Consider the following 19,466-nt stretch of genomic DNA (forward strand, 5'->3'; position numbering starts at 1 on the left):
CAATAACATTTCGCTTTACTACGTGGGATGCATAGAGCAAGGAGAGAGTAACGATAAGCTCGCATGGCACTTACTGACCTCAGAGCCAGTAACGAGCAGGGAAGAGGCACTTAAAATCGTCAGTTATTATGAGCTGCGTTGGCTAATTGAAGATTTTCATAAAGTCTGGAAAAGTGAAGGCACTCAAGTCGAGCAATTGAGAATGCAAAGCAAAGATAACTTAGAAAGGCTCAGCGTTATTCTGGCTTTTATCGCGACTCGGTTGCTCCAGTTGAGATTTATGAATGAATCAGATGAGTTATCTAAGAGCAGTTGTGAGCCGATATTAAAAGGCAAAGCATGGAAGCTAATGTGGCTAAAGCTAGAAAGAAAAGGGCTACCGAAGGAAGCTCCTGACATATCATGGGCTTACAGAGGTATTGCTCGATTAGGGGGTTGGAAGAATACAAAGCGAACGGGTCGTGCTTCTATAAAGACATTATGGCAAGGATGGTTTAGGTTACAAACCATCCTTGAAGGGTATGAACTGGCTAAGTCTCTTGATTCACCAGACTTGTGATCAAGAGACAGACCCTAGCCCTCCCCTTATAAGGGAAGGGAATGTAAGAGCAAACATTCGTTGAGATCTCCCCTTTCTAGGGGAGGGAAGGTTATGTCACGCATCGAAAGAAGAAAAATATCAAGCCGTTACTTCGCTTCGAGGTGATCAATCATCAATTGCAATGACTGATTGCCGCGAAACTCATTAATATCAAGCTTATACGCAAGGCGCACCGTTTTCACCGACGCATCTGGCCAGCGTCTTAAATCGACATTAAAAGCGATACCATCGATCATAATGTTGGTTGGGTGGCCTTTGAATAACGGCTCAAGCATCAGTTTCAAATGCTTTTCTCCCACCAGCTTTTGGTGCAATAGTTTGAACTCACCGTCAAAGAGAGGTTCAGGAAATGCCTGCCCCCATGGGCCACCGGAACGTAAGGTTTCAGCGGTGTGCATCGAGAACTCTTCAGGAGTTAACTCTCCATCGGATAAAATCACGCCCTTGAGCGCGCTTTCATCTAACTCGCGACGTACAGCTTGATCAAACAGCTCAGCAAAACGCTCAAACTCTTTTTCGGCAATAGTTAAACCTGCCGCCATTGCGTGACCACCAAATTTGACGATTAAACCGGGGTTTTGTGTATCAATGCGATCCAGCACATCGCGCATGTGTAACCCAGCAACAGAGCGGCATGACCCTTTGATACTGCCATCGCCACCATCGGCAAACGCAATCACAGGGCGATGGTATTTATCTTTAATACGTGAGGCTAAAATACCAATCACACCTTGGTGCCAATCGCGTTGAAACAGTACTAAACCGTGCGGCAATTCGCTATTTTCACTCAGTTGTAAGCGCTCACAAAAAGCCAGCGCTTCTTGCTTCATCCCCTCTTCAATCTCTTTGCGAGTTTGGTTAAGGCCATCCAGCTCACTAGCCATTCTACGCGCAGCGTGAATGTCATTGCACATTAGCAGCTCAACGCCAAATGACATATCATCCAAGCGCCCTGCCGCATTGATGCGTGGCCCTAACGCAAAGCCAAAATCCGAGGCAACTAAACGCCTCGCGTCACGTTTAGCAACCTCAATCAAAGCTTGAATACCCGGCCTTGCATGCCCGGCTCGAATGCGTTGCAAACCTTGATGCACTAAAATGCGATTGTTTTCATCGAGCGGCACAACATCAGCGACAGTACCCAGTGCGACTAAGTCAATCAGCTCCATCAACTTGGGTTCACTCATACCTTGTCGAGTAAACCAGCCGTTTTTTCGCATATGCACGCACAGCGCCATCATCAAATAGAAAGCCACCCCTACGCCGGCTAATGCCTTCGAGGGAAACGGGCAGTTAACCAAATTGGGATTCACCATCGCATCAACCTCTGGCAACTCGTGTCCCGGTAAATGGTGATCGGTCACCAAGACAGTCAATCCTTGCTGCTTGGCATAACGCACCCCGTCGATAGAGGAGACGCCGTTATCGACCGTCATGATCATCTGCGCGCCAAGCTCAATCGCTTGATCGACCACTTCAGGGCTTAAGCCATAACCATCTTCAAAACGGTTAGGCACGAGATAGTCCACATTGTGCGATCCCAACATTCGCAACGCCAAAACAGATAAGGCGCAACTGGTTGCGCCATCAGCATCAAAATCCCCGACGACTATGATGCGCTGCTGCTGCTCGATGGCGTGAAAAAGTAGTTGTACCGCTTGCTCTATACCACCTAATTGTTGGTAGGAATGCAGTGCTTTAGCGGCCTTGTCGAGTTGTTCAAGGTTCGTGATACCACGGTTGATATAGATACGTTTAAGCAGTGTAGGAATCGTGTCAGGGAGTTGCGAAAGATCGAGGGCTGGTCTTTGTTTTATTTCAATCATAAATCAGCGGGCTCAAGAACACTCAAGCCCGACTCCTAAAGTTATTGAATCTGCTGAAGGCGTTGCAACAATTGCTCTGGTGGTAAATAACCGCCAACCATTTCGCCATTCGGTAGGAAAATCGCAGGCGTGCCGTTGATGCCTAACTCACGCCCGAGCTGATAGTGTTTGGCAATCAACTGCTTAGCCTGTTGGATGTTCTGCCCTGCTTCTGGCAACTGATGATTGGTTTTTGCCTCATTCATCGCTGCCATTTTATCATCTGCATTCCAGATAGCGGCCATCTGATCAGCTACCTGCCCCGTAACGCCTTGACGCGGGTAAGCCATGTAGCGCACGGTGATCCCTAGGTCGTTATACCCTTTCATTTGACTATGCAAACGAGTGCAATAACCACAGGTAATATCAGTAAAAACAGTCACCACGTATTTTTCATTGGCGGCTTTGTATTCGATCATACTCGATTCAAACTGCGCGATCTTCGCCGCATTAACGGGCGCTTGGCGTTTGGCTAACACATCGACATAACCACCATTCTTATCTAATTCATACAAGGTTCCGGCGATAAAATGGCTCGCGTCAGGCGCAGAAAACAGCACGCCACCGGAAGTTTGTACTTCAATCACTCCCGGAATATCAGAGGCTTGAACACTCAGTACTTCCAATCCGAGTTTAGAAAAACGTTGTTCAAAAACCGTTTTATCAAGCGCAGCCGCTTGTACAGCCGTTGACGTCACTTGCTCTGTGGTTTCAGCGTTACACGCCACAGCAAAAAGTGGCAATGTAAGAAGAGTCAGTTGGCGTAATACGCTCATTAAATTCACCTTTTCAAGCCCTTGGATGGTGCTCGCTATGTAATTGTTTAAGTCGCTCAGTCGCAACATGAGTATAAATTTGCGTGGTCGATAAGTCACTATGACCGAGCAGCATTTGCACTACACGCAAATCGGCACCGTAATTGAGTAGATGCGTGGCAAAAGCATGCCTTAATACGTGTGGAGAGAGTTTTTCCACATCGATTTGTGCGATCACTGCGTAGTGTTTAATTCGGTGCCAAAAGGTTTGACGAGTCATCTGCCTTGCTCGTCGGCTAGGGAAAACCACATCCGACGTTTGTTCGCCCAGCAGAGTAGACCGCCCTTGTTCAAGAAAAGTTTCAATCCAATCAACGGCATTTTCGCCCATCGGTACAAGACGCTCTTTGCCACCTTTACCAATCACTCTTACTACACCTTGACGTAAACTGATATTTTCCATGGTCAGTGAAACCAATTCGGTCACCCGTAGCCCTGTTGCATACAAGAGTTCCAACATCGCTCTGTCACGTAATTCTAGAGGATTATTGGTATCGGGAGCATTCAATAAATCTTCCACTTGCTGCTCGGATAAATCTTTAGGCAGACGCTGTGGCAATTTAGGGCTAATTAAGAGCGCGCTCGGATCATCGCCGCGGAGTTTCTCACGGTGCAGATATTGAAATAAACGACGAATCGCCGACAACATGCGCGCCCGCGAGGTTTGCTTATAGTCTTGATCAGCGAGCCACGCTTGGTACTGCTGCAAACCAGTGACACTAATAAAATCGAGGCGATAATTATTGTGCTGCATCCATTGCAACAATTTCGTCAGATCATTGCGATACGATGAGAGCGTGTTTTCAGCTAAACCACGCTCCATCCACATCGCATCTAAAAACTGTTCCACTACCCCTTGATCAGGAGAAATATATTCAGACACATCAAACCTCTGTGGTGAAAATCGAGTTGCTCAGGTTATGTGAGCCACTGGTTTAATACCATAAAAAAACATCATCGGCAGGATAATCGCTGCAAAGCGCGTCATTTTATGGTTAGAATTCACTATTCTTGATTTAAAACGAACACAAAATTATGAAGATCGGTCTTTTTTACGGCTCAACAACTTGTTATACCGAAATGGCAGCAGAGAAGATCCGTGCGCTCATCGGTGACGATTTGGTGGAGATTCACAATGTGAAAGAAACGCCACTCTCTTTGATGAGCAACTATGATCTTTTAATACTGGGCATCTCAACTTGGGACTTTGGCGAAATCCAAGAAGATTGGAGCGCAATATGGGATCAAATCGGTGGCGTGTCGCTAAACGGCAAGTACGTCGCATTATTCGGCTTAGGCGATCAAGAAGGTTATGGCGAATGGTACCTCGATGCGATGGGGATGCTGCATGATGAGCTAAAACAAATTGGCGCTCAATTGATTGGCTACTGGCCCAACCAAGGCTACCATTTTGAAGCGTCAAAAGCCCTAACGAAAGATGGCCGCCACTTTGTTGGTCTCGCACTCGATGAAGATTCGCAATACGAGCAAAGCGACGAACGCATTCAATGCTGGGTTGAGCAAATTTTAGTGGAATATCACGATTCGATTTAATTCGTTGTTCGCTATTTGTTGTTAGTCATTTGCTGCCAACAAGGCTCGATAGCAACGCCAATCAAACACCAAACCGGGATCAGTTTTGCGTAGTGGTGCAATGTATTGATGCCCGGTAATGCGTTGATTGGTGATGAGCGGATAACGCCGCTGCAATGCACACGTCAAAGTCGCTAAGGCTTGATATTGCGCAGGTGTATAAGCCGTCTCATCGCTCCCTTCCAATTCAATCCCAATCGAATAATCATTGCATTTTGCACGACCAGCGAAGCTTGACTGGCCCGCATGCCAAGCTCTGGCATTAAATGGCACAAATTGCACTACTTCTCCCTCTCGCCGAATGAGGCAGTGAGCCGAGACGCGCATCTGGTGGATGGTTTGAAAAAAAGGGTGTTGATTCGGGTCAAGCGTGCCAGTGAAAAACTGCTCAATATATGGGCCGCCGAACTGGCCCGGAGGCAAGCTGATATTATGTACCACCAGCAATGAAATATCTTGCGCATCGCTTCGCTGATCATAAAACGGCGATGGCACTCGACGTGCGCTTTGATACCAACCCTTTTTATCGATCATCAGTTGACCCCTTACACTCACACAAAAATGAACCTTAGCCAGAGGAAATGCGAGATTAGTGGCTGAATTTGAGTAAAACTCAGCGTATCATTCTCACTCTGTTCAACACCATATTAGATTTGCGATGAAAAATACACACAACAGCCAACAACGCCTTGATTATCTGAAACAGCAACTCCCATTGGAAATTACTCGTGCCGTTAGCGATGCACTCAGAGAAGATCTCGGTGGCAGCTTGGATGCGACTGCTGATATCACCGCAAACCTTATTCCAGCGGATGCGCGTAATAGCGCGACTCTCATCACCCGTGAACATGGCGTATTTTGTGGCCAAGCATGGGCAGAGGAAGTCTTCAAACAACTTGGTGGTGAAGTGAAAATTGACTGGCATGTCCAAGATGGTGATCAAGTTAAGCCAAACCAAGTTTTGTGCACTCTTGAAGGTCCAGCTCGCGCGCTGCTGACTGGTGAACGCAATGCGATGAACTTCATTCAAACCTTGTCAGGTTGCGCCAGCATTACTGCTCAGTATGCCAAACAGCTAGAAGGCACCGAATGCCGACTACTTGATACACGCAAAACTATCCCTGGCCTGCGCAGCGCACTGAAATATGCTGTCGCGTGTGGCGGCGGCTTTAACCATCGTATTGGCGTGTTTGATGCTTATTTAATTAAAGAAAACCATATCATTGCTTGTGGCGGTATTACCCAAGCCATCAGCACCGCTAAACAGCTCAACCCCGGTAAACCTGTCGAAGTCGAAACCGAAAGCTTGCAAGAGTTAGAAGAGGCGATTCAAGCGGGTGCTGACATCATTATGCTGGATAATTTTAGCATTGAGATGATGCGCGAAGCGGTAGCAATTAACGCAGGCCGCGCGGCTTTAGAAAATTCGGGTAACGTCACATTAGAAACCATTGGCGATTACGCGCGAACCGGTGTCGATTACATCTCAGTCGGCGCGCTGACTAAGCACATTAAAGCACTCGATCTCTCAATGCGCTTTCAGTAATTAATTACATCAATTATTGGAATAAAGATCAAAAATTTCAAATAGTTAAGGAAGCCGGGCGAGCTTCCTTTTTTATTGCTTGCGTATCAAAATCAAGACGGCATTTTTAAGTCAGTCGTATTTCAGTGATTGATATATGCAACTAAACAGGTAAAAAATCCAAATCGCTCGCGCACTGCTCTTTATCTCATTCCCACCAACCCACAAGCTTCTTATGCTCTGCCCATCCTTATGCGTTCAAACGGAGCAAAACAAATAATGAACACAAATAAGAAAACGAAACAAAGTGGTTTTACCTTAATTGAATTGATGATTGTGGTAGGAATTATTGGTGTACTTAGCGCGATTGCAATCCCTGCATATAAGAGCTATTTGATCAAAACAGAGTCTAATACAGCCGTCAGTATTCCTAGAACATTACTTACAAATATTGATTTATATATACAAGAAAAAGGCAGTTTCCCTGAAACAACAGAAGCGAGCGAAGTTGGTGCAGCTTCAGATATGAGCGCAATGGGGACCCTAGCATTAACTAAGAATGCCACCACACCTACAAATGGAACCTTAGTTTTTACTGTCAATAATGCTGATGCATCTATAAAAGATAAAAAAATAACATACACACGTACAAATTCAGGCTGGAAGTGCACGCATGATATTCCCGAAGCATTATTGGAAAAAGATCTTAAAGGATGCTTAAGAACGATTCCTTGATAAAATGCTAACCAACCTCCCTGCAATTCTGCGTCAGGCTCAGATATTGAGCCCGACGCAAGAACACGCAGTTATTGAACATATCAAAGCGTCTGGTGCGAGTGTGCCAGAAGCTTTGCTCGCTTTGGATTTTTTCCATCCTCATGATCTGACTGAGCAGTTAAGTACCCTTTTTGGCCTACCGGACACTGACTTAACCCGCTACGACTACCCACTGCTCTGCCAACAGCTTGGTTTGCGTGATCTCATCACCCGTTACCAAGCACTGCCGATTGCCAATAATGGCCAAACCCTGACCATCGCAGTTTCCGACCCGACCCATTTACAAGTGGAAGATGATTTTCGCTTTGCGACAGGCTTACAAGTCGAACTGGTTTTAGCCGACTACAAAGCGCTGCAAGCAGCCATCCGGCGCTTGTATGGCCGAACAATTCAAGGATCCTCTTCTTCAGGGAAAGAGATCAGCCAAGATGAACTGGCGAACTTAGTTAAGCTGTCTGATGATGAGATTCAATCGATTGAAGACCTCAGCCAAGATGACGCCCCAGTCAGTCGCTTTATTAACCAAATCCTGCTTGATGCGGTGCGAAAAGGCGCATCAGACATCCATTTCGAACCGTACGAAGCGCTTTACCGAGTACGATTGCGCTGTGATGGTATTTTGGTGGAAACGCAGCGTCCCTCAAGCAACTTAAGTCGCCGGCTTGCCGCGCGGCTTAAAATTTTATCCAAACTCGATATTGCCGAGCGGCGCTTACCACAAGATGGACGAATTAAACTGCGGTTGAATCAAGACACCGCCATCGATATGCGCGTTTCCAGCCTCCCCACTTTATGGGGTGAAAAAATCGTACTGCGCCTACTTGATAGCAGTGCTGCTAACTTAGATATCGACAAATTGGGTTATAACGACCAGCAAAAACAACTCTACTTAGCTGCGCTGAAAAAACCACAAGGGATGATTTTAATGACGGGCCCGACGGGCAGCGGAAAAACCGTCTCGCTCTATACGGGGCTACGCATTTTAAATACTGATGAAGTGAACATCTCCACCGCTGAAGATCCGGTTGAAATTAACTTATCCGGCATCAACCAAGTTCAAGTGCAGCCAAAAATTGGCTTTGGCTTTGCGCAAGCATTACGTTCTTTCTTACGGCAAGATCCCGACATTGTGATGGTTGGCGAAATCCGCGATTTAGAAACTGCCGAAATCGCCGTAAAAGCAGCACAAACCGGGCATTTAGTCCTTTCTACCTTGCATACTAACTCCGCCGCCGAAACAGTAATTCGCTTGAGTAATATGGGAATTGAAGCGTTTAACTTAGCCTCTTCACTCAGTTTAATTATTGCCCAGCGTTTGGCTCGTCGCCTTTGTCGGCACTGCAAAATTGCCGTCGTGCCCTCAATACAGTTGCAGCAACATTTTCAGCTGCTAGCGACAGAAACCATTTATGAAGCGAACCCGCATGGTTGCAACGAATGCACAGGGGGCTATTCAGGTCGAGTCGGCATTTATGAAGTGATGGCGTTTAACCCACAGCTGGCCGAAGCGATTATGCAAAAAGCAAGCATTCATCAAATAGAGCAGATCGCGAAAGCCAACGGAATGCAGACACTACAAGAATCAGGCATTGAAAAGCTCAAAAACGGCGTCACCAGCTTCAAAGAGCTGCAACGCGTGCTCTATTTCTAACGCTTTGATCCCTCTTAGCTAGCCATTGAGTGACTCTATTGTATGAACACAAAAATCAAATCAGAACTCAAAAATTATCGTTGGAAAGGCATCAATAGTTCGGGCAAAAAAGTATCTGGCCAAACTCTCGCTTTAACCGAACTGGAAGTGCGTGACAAACTTAAAGAGCAGCACATTCAGATCAAAAAAATCAAAAAAGGGGGCGTCTCTTTTATCACCCGCTTGACTCATCGCGTGAAGGCCAGAGACATCACCATTCTGACACGCCAATTGGCGACCATGCTGACCACGGGCGTGCCCATCGTGCAAGCCTTAAAACTGGTCGGAGATAACCATCGCAAAGCCGAAATGAAATCCATTTTGTCGCAAGTCACCAAAGGGGTTGAAGCCGGAACGCCAATTTCCAAAGCGATGCGTACCGCCAGCACCCATTTCGATACCTTGTATGTTGATCTCATTCACACAGGTGAACAGTCAGGTAACTTGGCTGAAGTGTTTGAGCGGCTAGCGACTTATCGAGAAAAAAGTGAACAACTGCGCGCTAAAGTCATTAAAGCACTCATCTACCCAACCATGGTGGTGTTGGTCGCGTTAGGTGTTTCTTACTTAATGCTTACTATGGTGATCCCTGAGTTTGAAAGCATGTTCAAAGGATTCGGAGCCGAATTACCTTGGTTTACACAGCAAGTATTGAAACTCTCTCATTGGGTGCAAAGTTACAGTTTGTGGGTACTCATCATCATAATCCTCACCACAATTGCCGTGAAAGCAGTACGCCAAAAATCTTTTTTAATACGCTTAAAAACCAGCCGATTAGGATTAAAGTTTCCCATTCTTGGCGAGGTGATAGGCAAAGCCTCTATTGCTAAATTCAGTCGCACACTCGCCACCAGTTTTAGTGCAGGCATTCCGATTTTAGCCAGCTTAAAAACCACCGCCAAAACCGCTGGCAATGTCCATTTTGAGACAGCGATTAATGAGGTCTATCGTGATACGGCAGCCGGTATGCCAATGTATATTGCGATGCGTAATACCGAAGCCTTTCCTGAAATGGTGCTGCAAATGGTGATGATTGGTGAAGAATCAGGCCGATTGGATGATATGCTCAATAAAGTCGCCACCATTTACGAATTTGAAGTTGATAATACCGTCGATAACTTAGGCAAAATTCTCGAACCATTGATCATTGTCTTTTTGGGTACGGTGGTCGGCGGTTTGGTGGTGGCAATGTACTTGCCCATCTTTAACTTAATGAGTGTATTAGGATAGTATTAGCACTGCTAATCTTTTAATTATCGAGTCTGTGCATGGAAGTTTTTATTTATTACCCCTGGCTCTTTCCACTTTTTGCAGCGTTGTTTGGCTTAATCGTGGGGAGTTTTCTCAATGTGGTCATTTATCGTCTACCCAAAATCATGGAGCGAGAATGGCGACAAGAGTGCGCTGACTGCTTTCCCGAATATCACATTGCGCCACCGGAAGGGCAACTCACGCTCAGTGTCCCTCGTTCTAGCTGCCCACACTGTGATACGCCAATCCGTATTATTGACAATATTCCGCTACTCAGTTGGCTCTTTTTAAAAGGGAAATGTTCCCGTTGCCAAGGCCCGATCAGTGCACGCTATCCTTTGATTGAACTGCTCACTGCCAGTATGAGCTTTGTCGTGGCTAGCCACTTCGGTTTTAGTTATTTTTCACTAGCGCTATTGTTTTTCACTTTTGTGCTCATCGCGGCGACGTTTATCGATTTCGATACCATGCTATTACCCGACAAGCTGACACTGCCACTACTGTGGGCGGGCCTCAGCTTATCATTGATGCACATTAGCCCAGTCAGTTTGCAAGATGCGGTGATCGGCGCCATTGCTGGCTATCTGAGCTTATGGTCGGTCTATTGGCTGTTTAAACTCGTCACAGGCAAAGAAGGAATGGGTTATGGCGATTTCAAACTGCTGGCTGCTCTCGGCGCTTGGTTGGGCTGGCAATATCTGCCCATCATCATCCTCATGTCATCTGTGGTTGGCATTGTCTTTGGCCTAATTCAATTGCGCTTGCAAAAAAAAGGGATCGACAAAGCCTTTCCTTTTGGCCCCTATCTCGCCATTGCTGGCTGGATAACCTTGTTGTGGGGTAACGATATTATGAGTTGGTATTTAGGTTCAATTATGGGGTTATCGTCATGGGGTTAGTGGTGGGTTTAACCGGCGGGATTGCCAGCGGAAAAAGCACCGTTGCTCATTTATTTCAGCAGCATTTCTCGATTGATGTCGTGGATGCTGACATCATCGCTCGAGAAGTCGTCGAACCAGGTAGTGAAGGATTAACGGCGATTTGCGCGCACTTTGGCCTCACCATATTAAAGCCCGATGGACAATTGGATCGCACCGCGTTAAGAGAAAAGATCTTTGCTGATGAGCAAGAAAAGGCTTGGCTTAATCAGCTTCTTCACCCAATGATCCGTGCAAAAATGATTGCTGATTTAGCAAAAACCACCTCGCCTTATGCTTTATTGGTTGTGCCATTATTGATAGAAAATAACCTACAAACCTTAGTCGATCGCATCTTAGTGGTTGATGTTGATCTAAAAACCCAAATCGCTCGCACTATGGCAAGAGACAAGGTATCAGAGCAACAAGTCCGTTCGATCTTAGCCGCTCAAGCGAGCCGTGAGCAAAGATTGCAATACGCTGACGATGTGATTAAAAATAGCGCAGAAAACCAAAAACTTTTGCCTCAAATCACAGAATTACACAAAAAGTATCTAGCCATATGCAGCCTAAGTCTGTAAGAATAACCCAGACCGGACCTAAGGCTAGCTAGATGACCACGCATAAGTTTGAACACCCACTGAACGAAAAAACTCGTATCTATTTAAGAGTCGAAGCGCTGCTTAACCAGTTGATGCATTCCGCTCAGTTTCGTGACGGTATTCAACACCAACTCTTCTTTCGTTCATTGTTTGATTTACTCGAAATCTTCGAACAGATCCAACTCAAAAGCGAGTTGGCTAAAGATATTGAAAAACAGCGTTTGAACTACCGTAGCTGGCTCAATGTGGATGGTGTTGATCAAGAAATGTTGCTATCGCTCCTTGAAGAGATCGACGAGGTCCATCGTAATTTAATGAGCGCTGAACGCTTTGGTCAATCACTCAAAGAAGATCGTTTCTTAAGCACGATTCGCCAACGCTTTAATTTGCCGGGCGGGTCATGCTGTTTCGACCTACCAGCCCTGCACTACTGGCTACACATTCCGATAGAAAAGAAGACCCAAGATGCGCACCAATGGATGGAAACGCTTCGACCGTTATCAGATGCGTTGCAACTTTGGCTGAAATTAACCCGCGAAACGGGCCATTTTAAAGCTCGCCTAGCACGATTAGGTTTTTATCAAAGCGATGCAGAAGACGCTAATATCTTGCGCTTGTCGATCCCACTTGAGTATGGGGTATACCCCATGATCTCTGGCCATAAAAATCGCTTCGCGATTAAGTTTATCGAATTCCAATCAGGCCAAGCAACAGGGCGCGATATCGAGTTTGATCTCGCCGTCTGCTGTTAATCAATTCCGCTTCAATTCCCGACTGACTCTTACTTTCCATTGCGTTAGGTAATACACTTACGCCTATCCATCGTTACTTGAAGTCCGTTATGTCAAAGAAAATTACCATTGTAAAATGCCCGCAGTGCAAAGCCGATGTCGAATGGGGAGAACAGAGCCCTTATCGTCCTTTTTGTTCCAAACAGTGTCAGATGATCGATTTTGGCGAGTGGGCCGATGAGGAAAAAAGTATTCCCGGTGCACCGGATATGTCAGACAGTGATGGTTGGTCAGAAGATCAATATTAGCGCACATATAAGACACATATAAAAACAGGGGTCGATTACTCGACCCCTGTTTATTACTATGAGAACGCTAGTTTATAGCATTACTTCTTAGCAAGTTTCTCTTTGATACGAGCTGACTTACCAGAACGCTCACGTAGGTAGTACAGTTTGGCACGACGTACTGCACCGCGGCGTTTAACTTCAATGCTATCAACCACTGGAGAGTGAGTTTGGAACGTACGCTCAACACCTTCACCGTTAGAGATCTTACGAACAGTGAATGCAGAGTGTAGGCCACGGTTACGGATTGCGATTACAACGCCTTCAAAAGCCTGTAGACGCTCACGATCACCTTCTTTTACCTTAACTTGAACAACAACAGTGTCACCTGGTGCGAATTTAGGTAGGCCTTGTTTCATTTGCTCTTCTTCAAGAGCCTTGATGATGTTACTCATTTTAAAAATTCCTAGAATAAACTGATACTAAATTAAATAGGTTACTGATGTATTTGAGTTTCTTTGATGAACTCAACCAGTAATAGTTCCTGTTCGTCAGTCAGAGCTAGGTTTTCCAGGAGCTCTGGCCTTCTATGCCAAGTTCGGCCCAACGACTGTTTCAGCCGCCAGCGACGAATATCCTCGTGATTACCGGATTTCAGTACCGCAGGTACTTCTTTTCCATCTAACACTTCAGGACGCGTATAGTGCGGGCAATCTAGCAAGCCATTTGCAAAAGAATCCTCTTCTGCTGATGCGAAATCTCCTAATACTCCCGGAACAAACCGAGAGACAGAATCAATCAACGTCATGGCTGGCAGTTCGCCGCCTGTCATCACAAAATCACCAATCGACCATTCTTCGTCAACTTCTGATTGGATGATACGCTCATCTACCCCTTCATAGCGTCCGCAAATAAGAACTAGGTTCTCATTCGTCGCCAGCTCTTCGACTCCTTTTTGGTCGAGTTTTCGACCTTGAGGAGAAAGGTAAATGACTTTCGTCTTTCCCGGTGCGGCTTGTTTTGCTGCATGAATGGCATCGCGCAAAGGCTGAACCATCATGAGCATTCCAGGACCACCACCGTAAGGTCTGTCATCGACGGTGCGATGTTTGTCATGAGTGAAATCTCGAGGATTCCAAGCTTCAATAGACAGCAAACCTTTTTTAACCGCTTGACCTGTTACTCCAAAATCAGTAACAGAACGGAACATTTCAGGAAATAGGCTTATAACGCCAACCCACATGTGTTCTCTCGCTCTGAAATTTTAGAGTTAGAATGCCGGATCCCAGTCAACTTCGATCCGTCGAGCTTCGCGATCAACATTCTTGATCACTTGCTCTTCAAGGTACGGTACCAACCGTTCCTTTTGGCCAAAAGCATCTTTCAAATTCGCTTTCACAACCAGAACATCGTTGGAGCCAGTTTCTAATAGGTCAGTGACCTCACCAAGGTTATACCCCTTGGTGGTAATAACTTGCATACCGAACAATTCACGCCAGTAGAATTCATCTGCTGACAATTCTGGTAATGATGCGGGATCAATAGCAATTTCAAAGTTGGTGAGTAGATGTGCGTCTTCTCGAACATCTAAACCTTCAAGTTTTACCACCATACTCTTACCATGGCGCTTCCAACTCTCTACTTTGTACTCGATCCACTGGCCTTTTTGGTTAATAAACCAAGGGCTGTAATCAAAAATACTTTCAGCTTCGTCTGTGTAGGAAAAAACTTTGAGCCAGCCACGAATGCCATAGGTAGCACCAAACTTGCCCATAACAATCTTTTCGTTTTCTTTGCTCATTGTTTCTTTACCTTTCATCGACATAAGCTAATGTTCTTCTATAAAAGTAAGAATTAAGCCGCTTTTTGAGCGTCTTTTACTAGCTTAGCTACGCGATCAGATAGAGATGCGCCTTGACCAACCCAATGGTTAACGCGATCTAGATCAACACGTAGGCCTTCTTCTTGGCCAGTAGCCGTAGGATTAAAGAAACCTACTTTCTCGATGAAACGGCCAGTTACTGCGTTACGGCTATCCGCAACTACGATTTGATAAAATGGACGCTTTTTAGCGCCGTGACGTGCCAAACGAATGGTTACCATGTCGTCCTCTTTGCTTTCTCAATAATAAAATTAACCCCAAAAACCATTTACGAAAAACAGTCTGGGGTCTCGTGCCAAAATAAAGCCTCGGAATTTTACTCTTATTCCGAGGCTTTGCAAGGGGTTTAGCTATTTTTTCACCAGCAGAAGCATTATGCTTTTGCAGTGATGGACATCACGCTTTAGTAAATTTTAAGCATCGCAATGAGTTAGGTTAACGACCAAAGAAACCGCCGCCACCCATGCCACCCATTCCGCCCATCATGCCTTGCATATTACGCATCATGCCTTTCATGCCACCTTTCTGCATTTTTTTCATCATTTTCTGCATTTGGGTGAACTGTTTCAGTAAGCGGTTAACATCTTGTACTTGGGTGCCAGAACCCGTCGCGATACGTTTTTTACGTGAACCTTTTATCATGTCTGGGTGCTGGCGCTCGTGCATGGTCATCGAACAGATGATCGCTTCCATCTGCTTGAACATCTTATCATCGACCTTGTCTTTCACGTTCGCTGGTAGGTTTGCCATGCCAGGCAGTTTATCGAGCATGCCCATCATGCCGCCCATATTCTGCATTTGCCCGAGCTGTTCGCGGAAATCTTCTAAATCAAATCCTTTTTTTTCCTTGAATTTTTTAGCTAGGCGTTCTGCTTGCTCGTGATCAACATTACGTTGTAGATCTTCAATTAATGAGAGAACATCGCCCATTCCCAATATGCGTGATGCAATACGATCAGGATGGAAAGGCTCGAGCGCGTCAGTTTTTTCACCGACCCCTAAGAATTTAATCGGTTTACCGGTGATATGACGAACGGAAAGTGCGGCACCACCTCGAGCATCACCATCAACTTTGGTTAAGATAACCCCTGTTAACGGCAGCGCATCACCAAAGGCTTTTGCGGTGTTCGCGGCATCTTGCCCCGTCATGGCATCCACAACGAACAATGTTTCAATCGGATTAATCGCCGCATGCAGATCTTGGATCTCTGCCATCATCAGTTCATCAATAGCAAGACGGCCTGCAGTGTCGACAATCAGCACATCGAAGAATTTCTTCTTCGCATGGTCAATAGCCGCATTGGCGATATCAATCGGTTTTTGGTCGGCTGAAGAAGGGAAAAATTCAACGTCCAGATCGTTAGCTAGCGTTTCAAGCTGTTTTATCGCCGCTGGGCGATAAACGTCAGCCGAAACCACCAGTACTTTCTTTTTATCGCGTTCTTTAAGCAGCTTAGCAAGCTTACCAACACTGGTGGTTTTACCCGCCCCTTGTAAACCCGCCATTAAAATCACTGCTGGCGGCTGGGCTGCAAGGTTAAGCGCTTCGTTGGATTCGCCCATTACCGCTTCAAGCTGCGCTTGAACAATCTTGATGAACTCTTGTCCCGGTGTCAGCGATTTAGACACCTCAACACCCACTGCGCCCTCTTTAACGCGCGCGACAAAATCACGCACTACAGGCAGTGCAACGTCCGCTTCAAGCAGCGCCATGCGCACTTCGCGTAGGGTTTCTTTAATATTGTCTTCGGTGAGACGGCCTTTGCCGCTGATATTTTTCAGCGTCTTGGATAGTCGATCCGTTAAATTTTCAAACATCGTTGTCTCTTCGCTAGTTCGGCGATTAATTGGGGTCAGTATACCTTAGCCAATCTAATAGTCATACCCATTGACGCTTCGCGATAAGCGACTTAAACCCGTAAACGTAACATTGGGTCCCCAAAACAGGGGGGTCAAAAAGAGTTATCTCTGCGATTTATCGAATAAAAGCCTTCACCCTGTTAATTATTTGCACCATGACCTCAACTAAGGTGGGTATATGTCAAATCAATCGGTATCCAACGTAGCTCATTATCGTGATGCAAGGTATAATTCGCCAATTCAGCCACCATTTTGTAAGAAGTATGGAAAACTTAATCGCAATAGTCGCCACTATTTTGTATTTTTTATCCATAGCGACCATTATTCCAGGCTTAGTTAATCAAACTGGGATTCGTGCGCAGACAGTATTGTTCAGTTCAGCACTGGCGCTGGCTTTTCATGCGTGGTTACTGAGTGATTTAATCTTCAACGCTAATGGGCAAAACCTCAGTATGCTCAATGTGGCATCATTGATAAGCTTTATCATCTCACTGGTGATGAGCATTGCGATGTTAAAAACGCGATTGTGGTTTCTGTTGCCGGTGGTGTATAGCTTCGCCGCGATCAACGTCAGCGCCGCCTCATTTCTTCCCAGCATGTTCATGACTCACTTAGAAAACAATCCGCCACTGTTGTTGCATATTTCTCTAGCACTATTTTCGTATTCAACCCTTTCGATTGGCGCACTCTACGCTTTGCAATTGGCTTGGCTGGACTACAAGCTAAAGAAAAAGAAGATGCTAACCATCAACCCCAATTTGCCACCACTACTGATGGTAGAAAGACAACTGTTTAAAATCATCTTGATAGGTAACGTATTACTTACTGGTACCTTGATTACTGGTTTTGATTTTGTCGGTGATATGTTTGCTCAAGGCAAAGCGCATAAAGGCATTTTGTCTTTCATTGCTTGGGTTGTCTATTCTGTATTGTTGTGGGGACATTACCGAAAAGGTTGGCGCGGTAGAAAAGTGACTTGGTTTGCTGTCGCTGGTGCAACCTTACTCACACTGGCCTACTTTGGTAGCCGTTTTGTAAAAGAAATCATTTTGAGCTAACTCAACACGTTTGATAGCGTATTGACACATTCATTTAATTAGATCATTACTTAATCACACTATTTATAAGGAAACACCACGTTTTGGACGACATTTCAACGGGTATATTGTTTGCACTACTCGCGGGTCTCATCGTAATTTCGGCTTATTTTTCAGGTTCAGAAACCGGCATGATGTCTTTGAACCGCTACCGCTTAAAGCACTTGGCCAATACTGGCCACAAAGGTGCAAAGCGTGTCGAAAAACTGCTTGATCGTCCAGATCGCCTCATTGGTTTGATCCTCATTGGCAACAACCTAGTCAATATTTTAGCTTCTGCAATTGCCACTATTATTGGTATGCGCCTTTATGGGGATCTAGGAGTGGCCATTGCCACTGGTGCGCTGACGTTGGTCGTTCTGGTTTTTGCTGAAGTGACGCCAAAAACATTAGCAGCGCTTTACCCTGAACGCGTCTCTTACGCCAGCAGCATCTTACTGACCTTCTTAATGAAGATATTGTCACCATTGGTGATGTTCATTAACTTCATCACCAATGGTTTCATCCGCTTACTAGGCCTTAAAGCCAAGCATGGGGCGGAGGATCATCTAAGCTCTGAAGAGTTGAGAACCGTCGTCAACGAAGCGGGTGGCCTTATTCCTCGTCGCCACCAAGATATGCTGCTTTCCATTCTCGATCTCGAACATGTCACGGTGAACGACATCATGATCCCACGTAACGAAATTACTGGTATCAATATTAACGATGATTGGAAATCTATCGTGCGTCAGTTAACTCACTCGCCACACGGACGCGTGGTGCTTTACCGAGACAAAATTGATGAAGCGGTGGGCATATTACGCCTTCGTGATGCTTCTCGTTTGATGTTGGAAAAAAAAGAGTTCAATAAAGAGATGATTTTACGTGCCGCTGATGAAGTCTACTTCATCCCGGAAGGCACACCGCTCAACGTACAATTACTTAAATTCCAACGCAACAAAGAGCGGATTGGCCTGATCGTTGATGAATACGGTGATATCAATGGCTTGATCACTGTTGAAGATATTCTCGAAGAGATTGTGGGGGAATTCACCACCTCAATGGCACCAAGCTTAGCCGATGAAATTACCCCACAAAGTGATGGCAGCTTCTTGATTGATGGCAGCGCAAATATCCGTGACATTAACAAAGGGCTGAAGTGGAAACTGCCAACGACGGGCCCAAGAACCTTAAACGGTTTACTTTTGGAGCACCTTGAAGATATTCCAAGTAGCCATTTAAGTGTCAAAGTCTCTGGCCATGCGATGGAGATTGTGGATGTAGAAGAAAACCGCATTAAGCAGGTTAAGGTCTTTCCACGCAAAACCAAAAAACATTAATCGCCAGTCACTGCATAAAAGAAAGAAAGAAAGAAAGAAAGAAAGAAAGAAAAAAAGCTTGGTCACTGCCAAGCTTTTTGTTTTTAAAGGGCCAGATCTGGCGATCTTTAATCCACTTTCAGCTCTTTGAGCATCGACTCAGGTAAAGCAAGCTCATCATTTTTATTCACCGCAATACCTGACGTGATAATCGCTTGAGCAATCTCTTTAGCTTCTGTTAACGAGTGCATTGAGGCTGTACCACATTGGTATTCGTTTAGTTCAGGGATCTGATCTTGGCTCTCTACTTTTAGCACATCATGCATCGCCGCTAACCACGCTTGCGCCACTTGCGCTTCTGTTGGCGCGCCAATCAAACTCATGTAAAAACCTGTGCGGCAGCCCATAGGTGAGATGTCGATGATTTCTACATCATGACCATTTAAGTGCGCGCGCATAAAGCCAGCATATAAATGTTCTAAAGTGTGGATCCCTTTTTCTGAAAGAATATCTTTGTTTGGAGCAGTAAAACGGAGATCAAATACGGTGATTGTATCCCCTTTAGGCGTCTGCATATTTTTTGCCACACGTACCGCAGGCGCATGCATACGAGTGTGATCTACAGTAAAACTGTCGAGTAATGGCATTGCTTTCTCCTTATTTGGCAAAGAGCGA

21 protein-coding genes and 1 pseudogene are annotated in these 19,466 nt (G+C 45.5%); 12 read left to right on the top strand and 10 right to left on the bottom strand.

All coding sequences use genetic code 11. The features are described 5' to 3' along the window. Positions 1 to 559, top strand: a pseudogene (locus AACT23_RS09610) (IS4-like element ISVa18 family transposase); the annotation flags it as partial. Positions 560 to 687: 128 nt separating this feature from the next. On the opposite strand, the gene recJ reads toward AACT23_RS09610, so the two are convergent. The 3 genes from recJ to xerD are packed head-to-tail and all read right to left on the bottom strand — an operon-like array spanning position 688 to position 4,164. Then, positions 688 to 2,427: a single-stranded-DNA-specific exonuclease RecJ gene (gene recJ / locus AACT23_RS09615; RefSeq protein WP_094127961.1), complete on the bottom strand. Its 1,740-nt coding sequence runs from the start codon at positions 2,425 to 2,427 to the stop codon at positions 688 to 690. Between the two features lie 41 nt (positions 2,428 to 2,468). Continuing rightward, positions 2,469 to 3,242: a thioredoxin fold domain-containing protein gene (locus AACT23_RS09620; protein WP_094127963.1), complete on the bottom strand. Its 774-nt coding sequence runs from the start codon at positions 3,240 to 3,242 to the stop codon at positions 2,469 to 2,471. A 13-nt stretch (positions 3,243 to 3,255) separates the two neighbouring features. Next, positions 3,256 to 4,164 (bottom strand): site-specific tyrosine recombinase XerD, encoded by a 909-nt coding sequence (xerD, locus tag AACT23_RS09625; protein WP_013857679.1) that lies wholly within the window; start codon positions 4,162 to 4,164, stop codon positions 3,256 to 3,258. 152 nt (positions 4,165 to 4,316) lie between these two features. On the opposite strand from xerD, the gene fldB reads away from it, so the two are divergent. Beyond that, entirely contained in the window at positions 4,317 to 4,835 is a 519-nt protein-coding gene (gene fldB / locus AACT23_RS09630) for a flavodoxin FldB (RefSeq protein ID WP_094127965.1), read from the top strand. Positions 4,836 to 4,856: 21 nt separating this feature from the next. On the opposite strand, the gene ampD is transcribed toward fldB, so the two are convergent. Beyond that, a complete protein-coding gene (gene ampD, locus AACT23_RS09635) occupies positions 4,857 to 5,408 on the bottom strand; it encodes a 1,6-anhydro-N-acetylmuramyl-L-alanine amidase AmpD (RefSeq protein WP_234826552.1) in 552 nt (183 codons plus the stop codon). 124 nt (positions 5,409 to 5,532) lie between these two features. On the opposite strand from ampD, the gene nadC reads away from it, so the two are divergent. The 8 genes from nadC to yacG all read left to right on the top strand — a co-directional run bounded on the left by nadC (position 5,533) and on the right by yacG (position 12,675). Then, positions 5,533 to 6,420: a carboxylating nicotinate-nucleotide diphosphorylase gene (nadC, locus tag AACT23_RS09640; protein WP_017047002.1), complete on the top strand. Its 888-nt coding sequence runs from the start codon at positions 5,533 to 5,535 to the stop codon at positions 6,418 to 6,420. A gap of 258 nt (positions 6,421 to 6,678) precedes the next feature. Then, positions 6,679 to 7,134: a pilin gene (locus AACT23_RS09645; protein WP_176428646.1), complete on the top strand. Its 456-nt coding sequence runs from the start codon at positions 6,679 to 6,681 to the stop codon at positions 7,132 to 7,134. Between the two features lie 4 nt (positions 7,135 to 7,138). Beyond that, a complete protein-coding gene (pilB, locus tag AACT23_RS09650) occupies positions 7,139 to 8,827 on the top strand; it encodes a type IV-A pilus assembly ATPase PilB (RefSeq protein ID WP_094127971.1) in 1,689 nt (562 codons plus the stop codon). A 42-nt stretch (positions 8,828 to 8,869) separates the two neighbouring features. Further along, positions 8,870 to 10,096: a type II secretion system F family protein gene (locus AACT23_RS09655; protein WP_094127973.1), complete on the top strand. Its 1,227-nt coding sequence runs from the start codon at positions 8,870 to 8,872 to the stop codon at positions 10,094 to 10,096. Between the two features lie 38 nt (positions 10,097 to 10,134). Continuing rightward, the gene (locus tag AACT23_RS09660) at positions 10,135 to 11,016 is read left to right on the top strand and encodes a prepilin peptidase (RefSeq protein ID WP_094127975.1); all 882 of its coding nucleotides are present in this window, start codon (positions 10,135 to 10,137) and stop codon (positions 11,014 to 11,016) included. Next, complete coding sequence (gene coaE, locus AACT23_RS09665; protein ID WP_013857688.1) at positions 11,007 to 11,615, top strand: dephospho-CoA kinase; 609 nt, start codon at positions 11,007 to 11,009, stop codon at positions 11,613 to 11,615. Before AACT23_RS09660 ends, coaE begins: the two co-directional genes overlap by 10 nt. 32 nt (positions 11,616 to 11,647) lie before the next feature. Beyond that, complete coding sequence (gene zapD, locus AACT23_RS09670) at positions 11,648 to 12,388, top strand: cell division protein ZapD (protein WP_013857689.1); 741 nt, start codon at positions 11,648 to 11,650, stop codon at positions 12,386 to 12,388. A gap of 89 nt (positions 12,389 to 12,477) precedes the next feature. Further along, entirely contained in the window at positions 12,478 to 12,675 is a 198-nt protein-coding gene (gene yacG, locus AACT23_RS09675) for a DNA gyrase inhibitor YacG (protein WP_010319526.1), read from the top strand. Between the two features lie 80 nt (positions 12,676 to 12,755). On the opposite strand, the gene rplS is transcribed toward yacG, so the two are convergent. The 5 genes from rplS to ffh all read right to left on the bottom strand — a co-directional run bounded on the left by rplS (position 12,756) and on the right by ffh (position 16,354). Further along, positions 12,756 to 13,109, bottom strand: coding sequence for a 50S ribosomal protein L19 (gene rplS, locus AACT23_RS09680; RefSeq protein WP_010319525.1), 354 nt, complete (start codon positions 13,107 to 13,109; stop codon positions 12,756 to 12,758). 41 nt (positions 13,110 to 13,150) lie between these two features. After that, a complete protein-coding gene (trmD, locus tag AACT23_RS09685; protein ID WP_010319524.1) occupies positions 13,151 to 13,897 on the bottom strand; it encodes a tRNA (guanosine(37)-N1)-methyltransferase TrmD in 747 nt (248 codons plus the stop codon). A gap of 27 nt (positions 13,898 to 13,924) precedes the next feature. After that, entirely contained in the window at positions 13,925 to 14,479 is a 555-nt protein-coding gene (gene rimM / locus AACT23_RS09690) for a ribosome maturation factor RimM (RefSeq protein WP_013857691.1), read from the bottom strand. 29 nt (positions 14,480 to 14,508) lie between these two features. Continuing rightward, positions 14,509 to 14,757, bottom strand: a complete 249-nt coding sequence (gene rpsP / locus AACT23_RS09695; protein ID WP_010319522.1) for a 30S ribosomal protein S16 — start codon at positions 14,755 to 14,757, stop codon at positions 14,509 to 14,511. 214 nt (positions 14,758 to 14,971) lie between these two features. Continuing rightward, positions 14,972 to 16,354 (bottom strand): signal recognition particle protein, encoded by a 1,383-nt coding sequence (ffh, locus tag AACT23_RS09700; protein ID WP_019281904.1) that lies wholly within the window; start codon positions 16,352 to 16,354, stop codon positions 14,972 to 14,974. 305 nt (positions 16,355 to 16,659) lie between these two features. On the opposite strand from ffh, the gene AACT23_RS09705 reads away from it, so the two are divergent. Both AACT23_RS09705 and AACT23_RS09710 read left to right on the top strand, forming a co-directional pair. Continuing rightward, positions 16,660 to 17,454, top strand: a complete 795-nt coding sequence (locus AACT23_RS09705; RefSeq protein WP_026027563.1) for a cytochrome C assembly family protein — start codon at positions 16,660 to 16,662, stop codon at positions 17,452 to 17,454. 83 nt (positions 17,455 to 17,537) lie between these two features. Further along, entirely contained in the window at positions 17,538 to 18,812 is a 1,275-nt protein-coding gene (locus AACT23_RS09710; RefSeq protein ID WP_017046996.1) for an HlyC/CorC family transporter, read from the top strand. A 107-nt stretch (positions 18,813 to 18,919) separates the two neighbouring features. On the opposite strand, the gene luxS is transcribed toward AACT23_RS09710, so the two are convergent. Then, positions 18,920 to 19,438, bottom strand: a complete 519-nt coding sequence (gene luxS, locus AACT23_RS09715) for an S-ribosylhomocysteine lyase (RefSeq protein ID WP_094127977.1) — start codon at positions 19,436 to 19,438, stop codon at positions 18,920 to 18,922. Positions 19,439 to 19,466 lie beyond the last annotated feature (28 nt).

The sequence above is a fragment of the Vibrio sp. V09_P4A23P171 genome (assembly GCF_963875615.1).
GTDB lineage: Bacteria > Pseudomonadota > Gammaproteobacteria > Enterobacterales > Vibrionaceae > Vibrio > Vibrio anguillarum.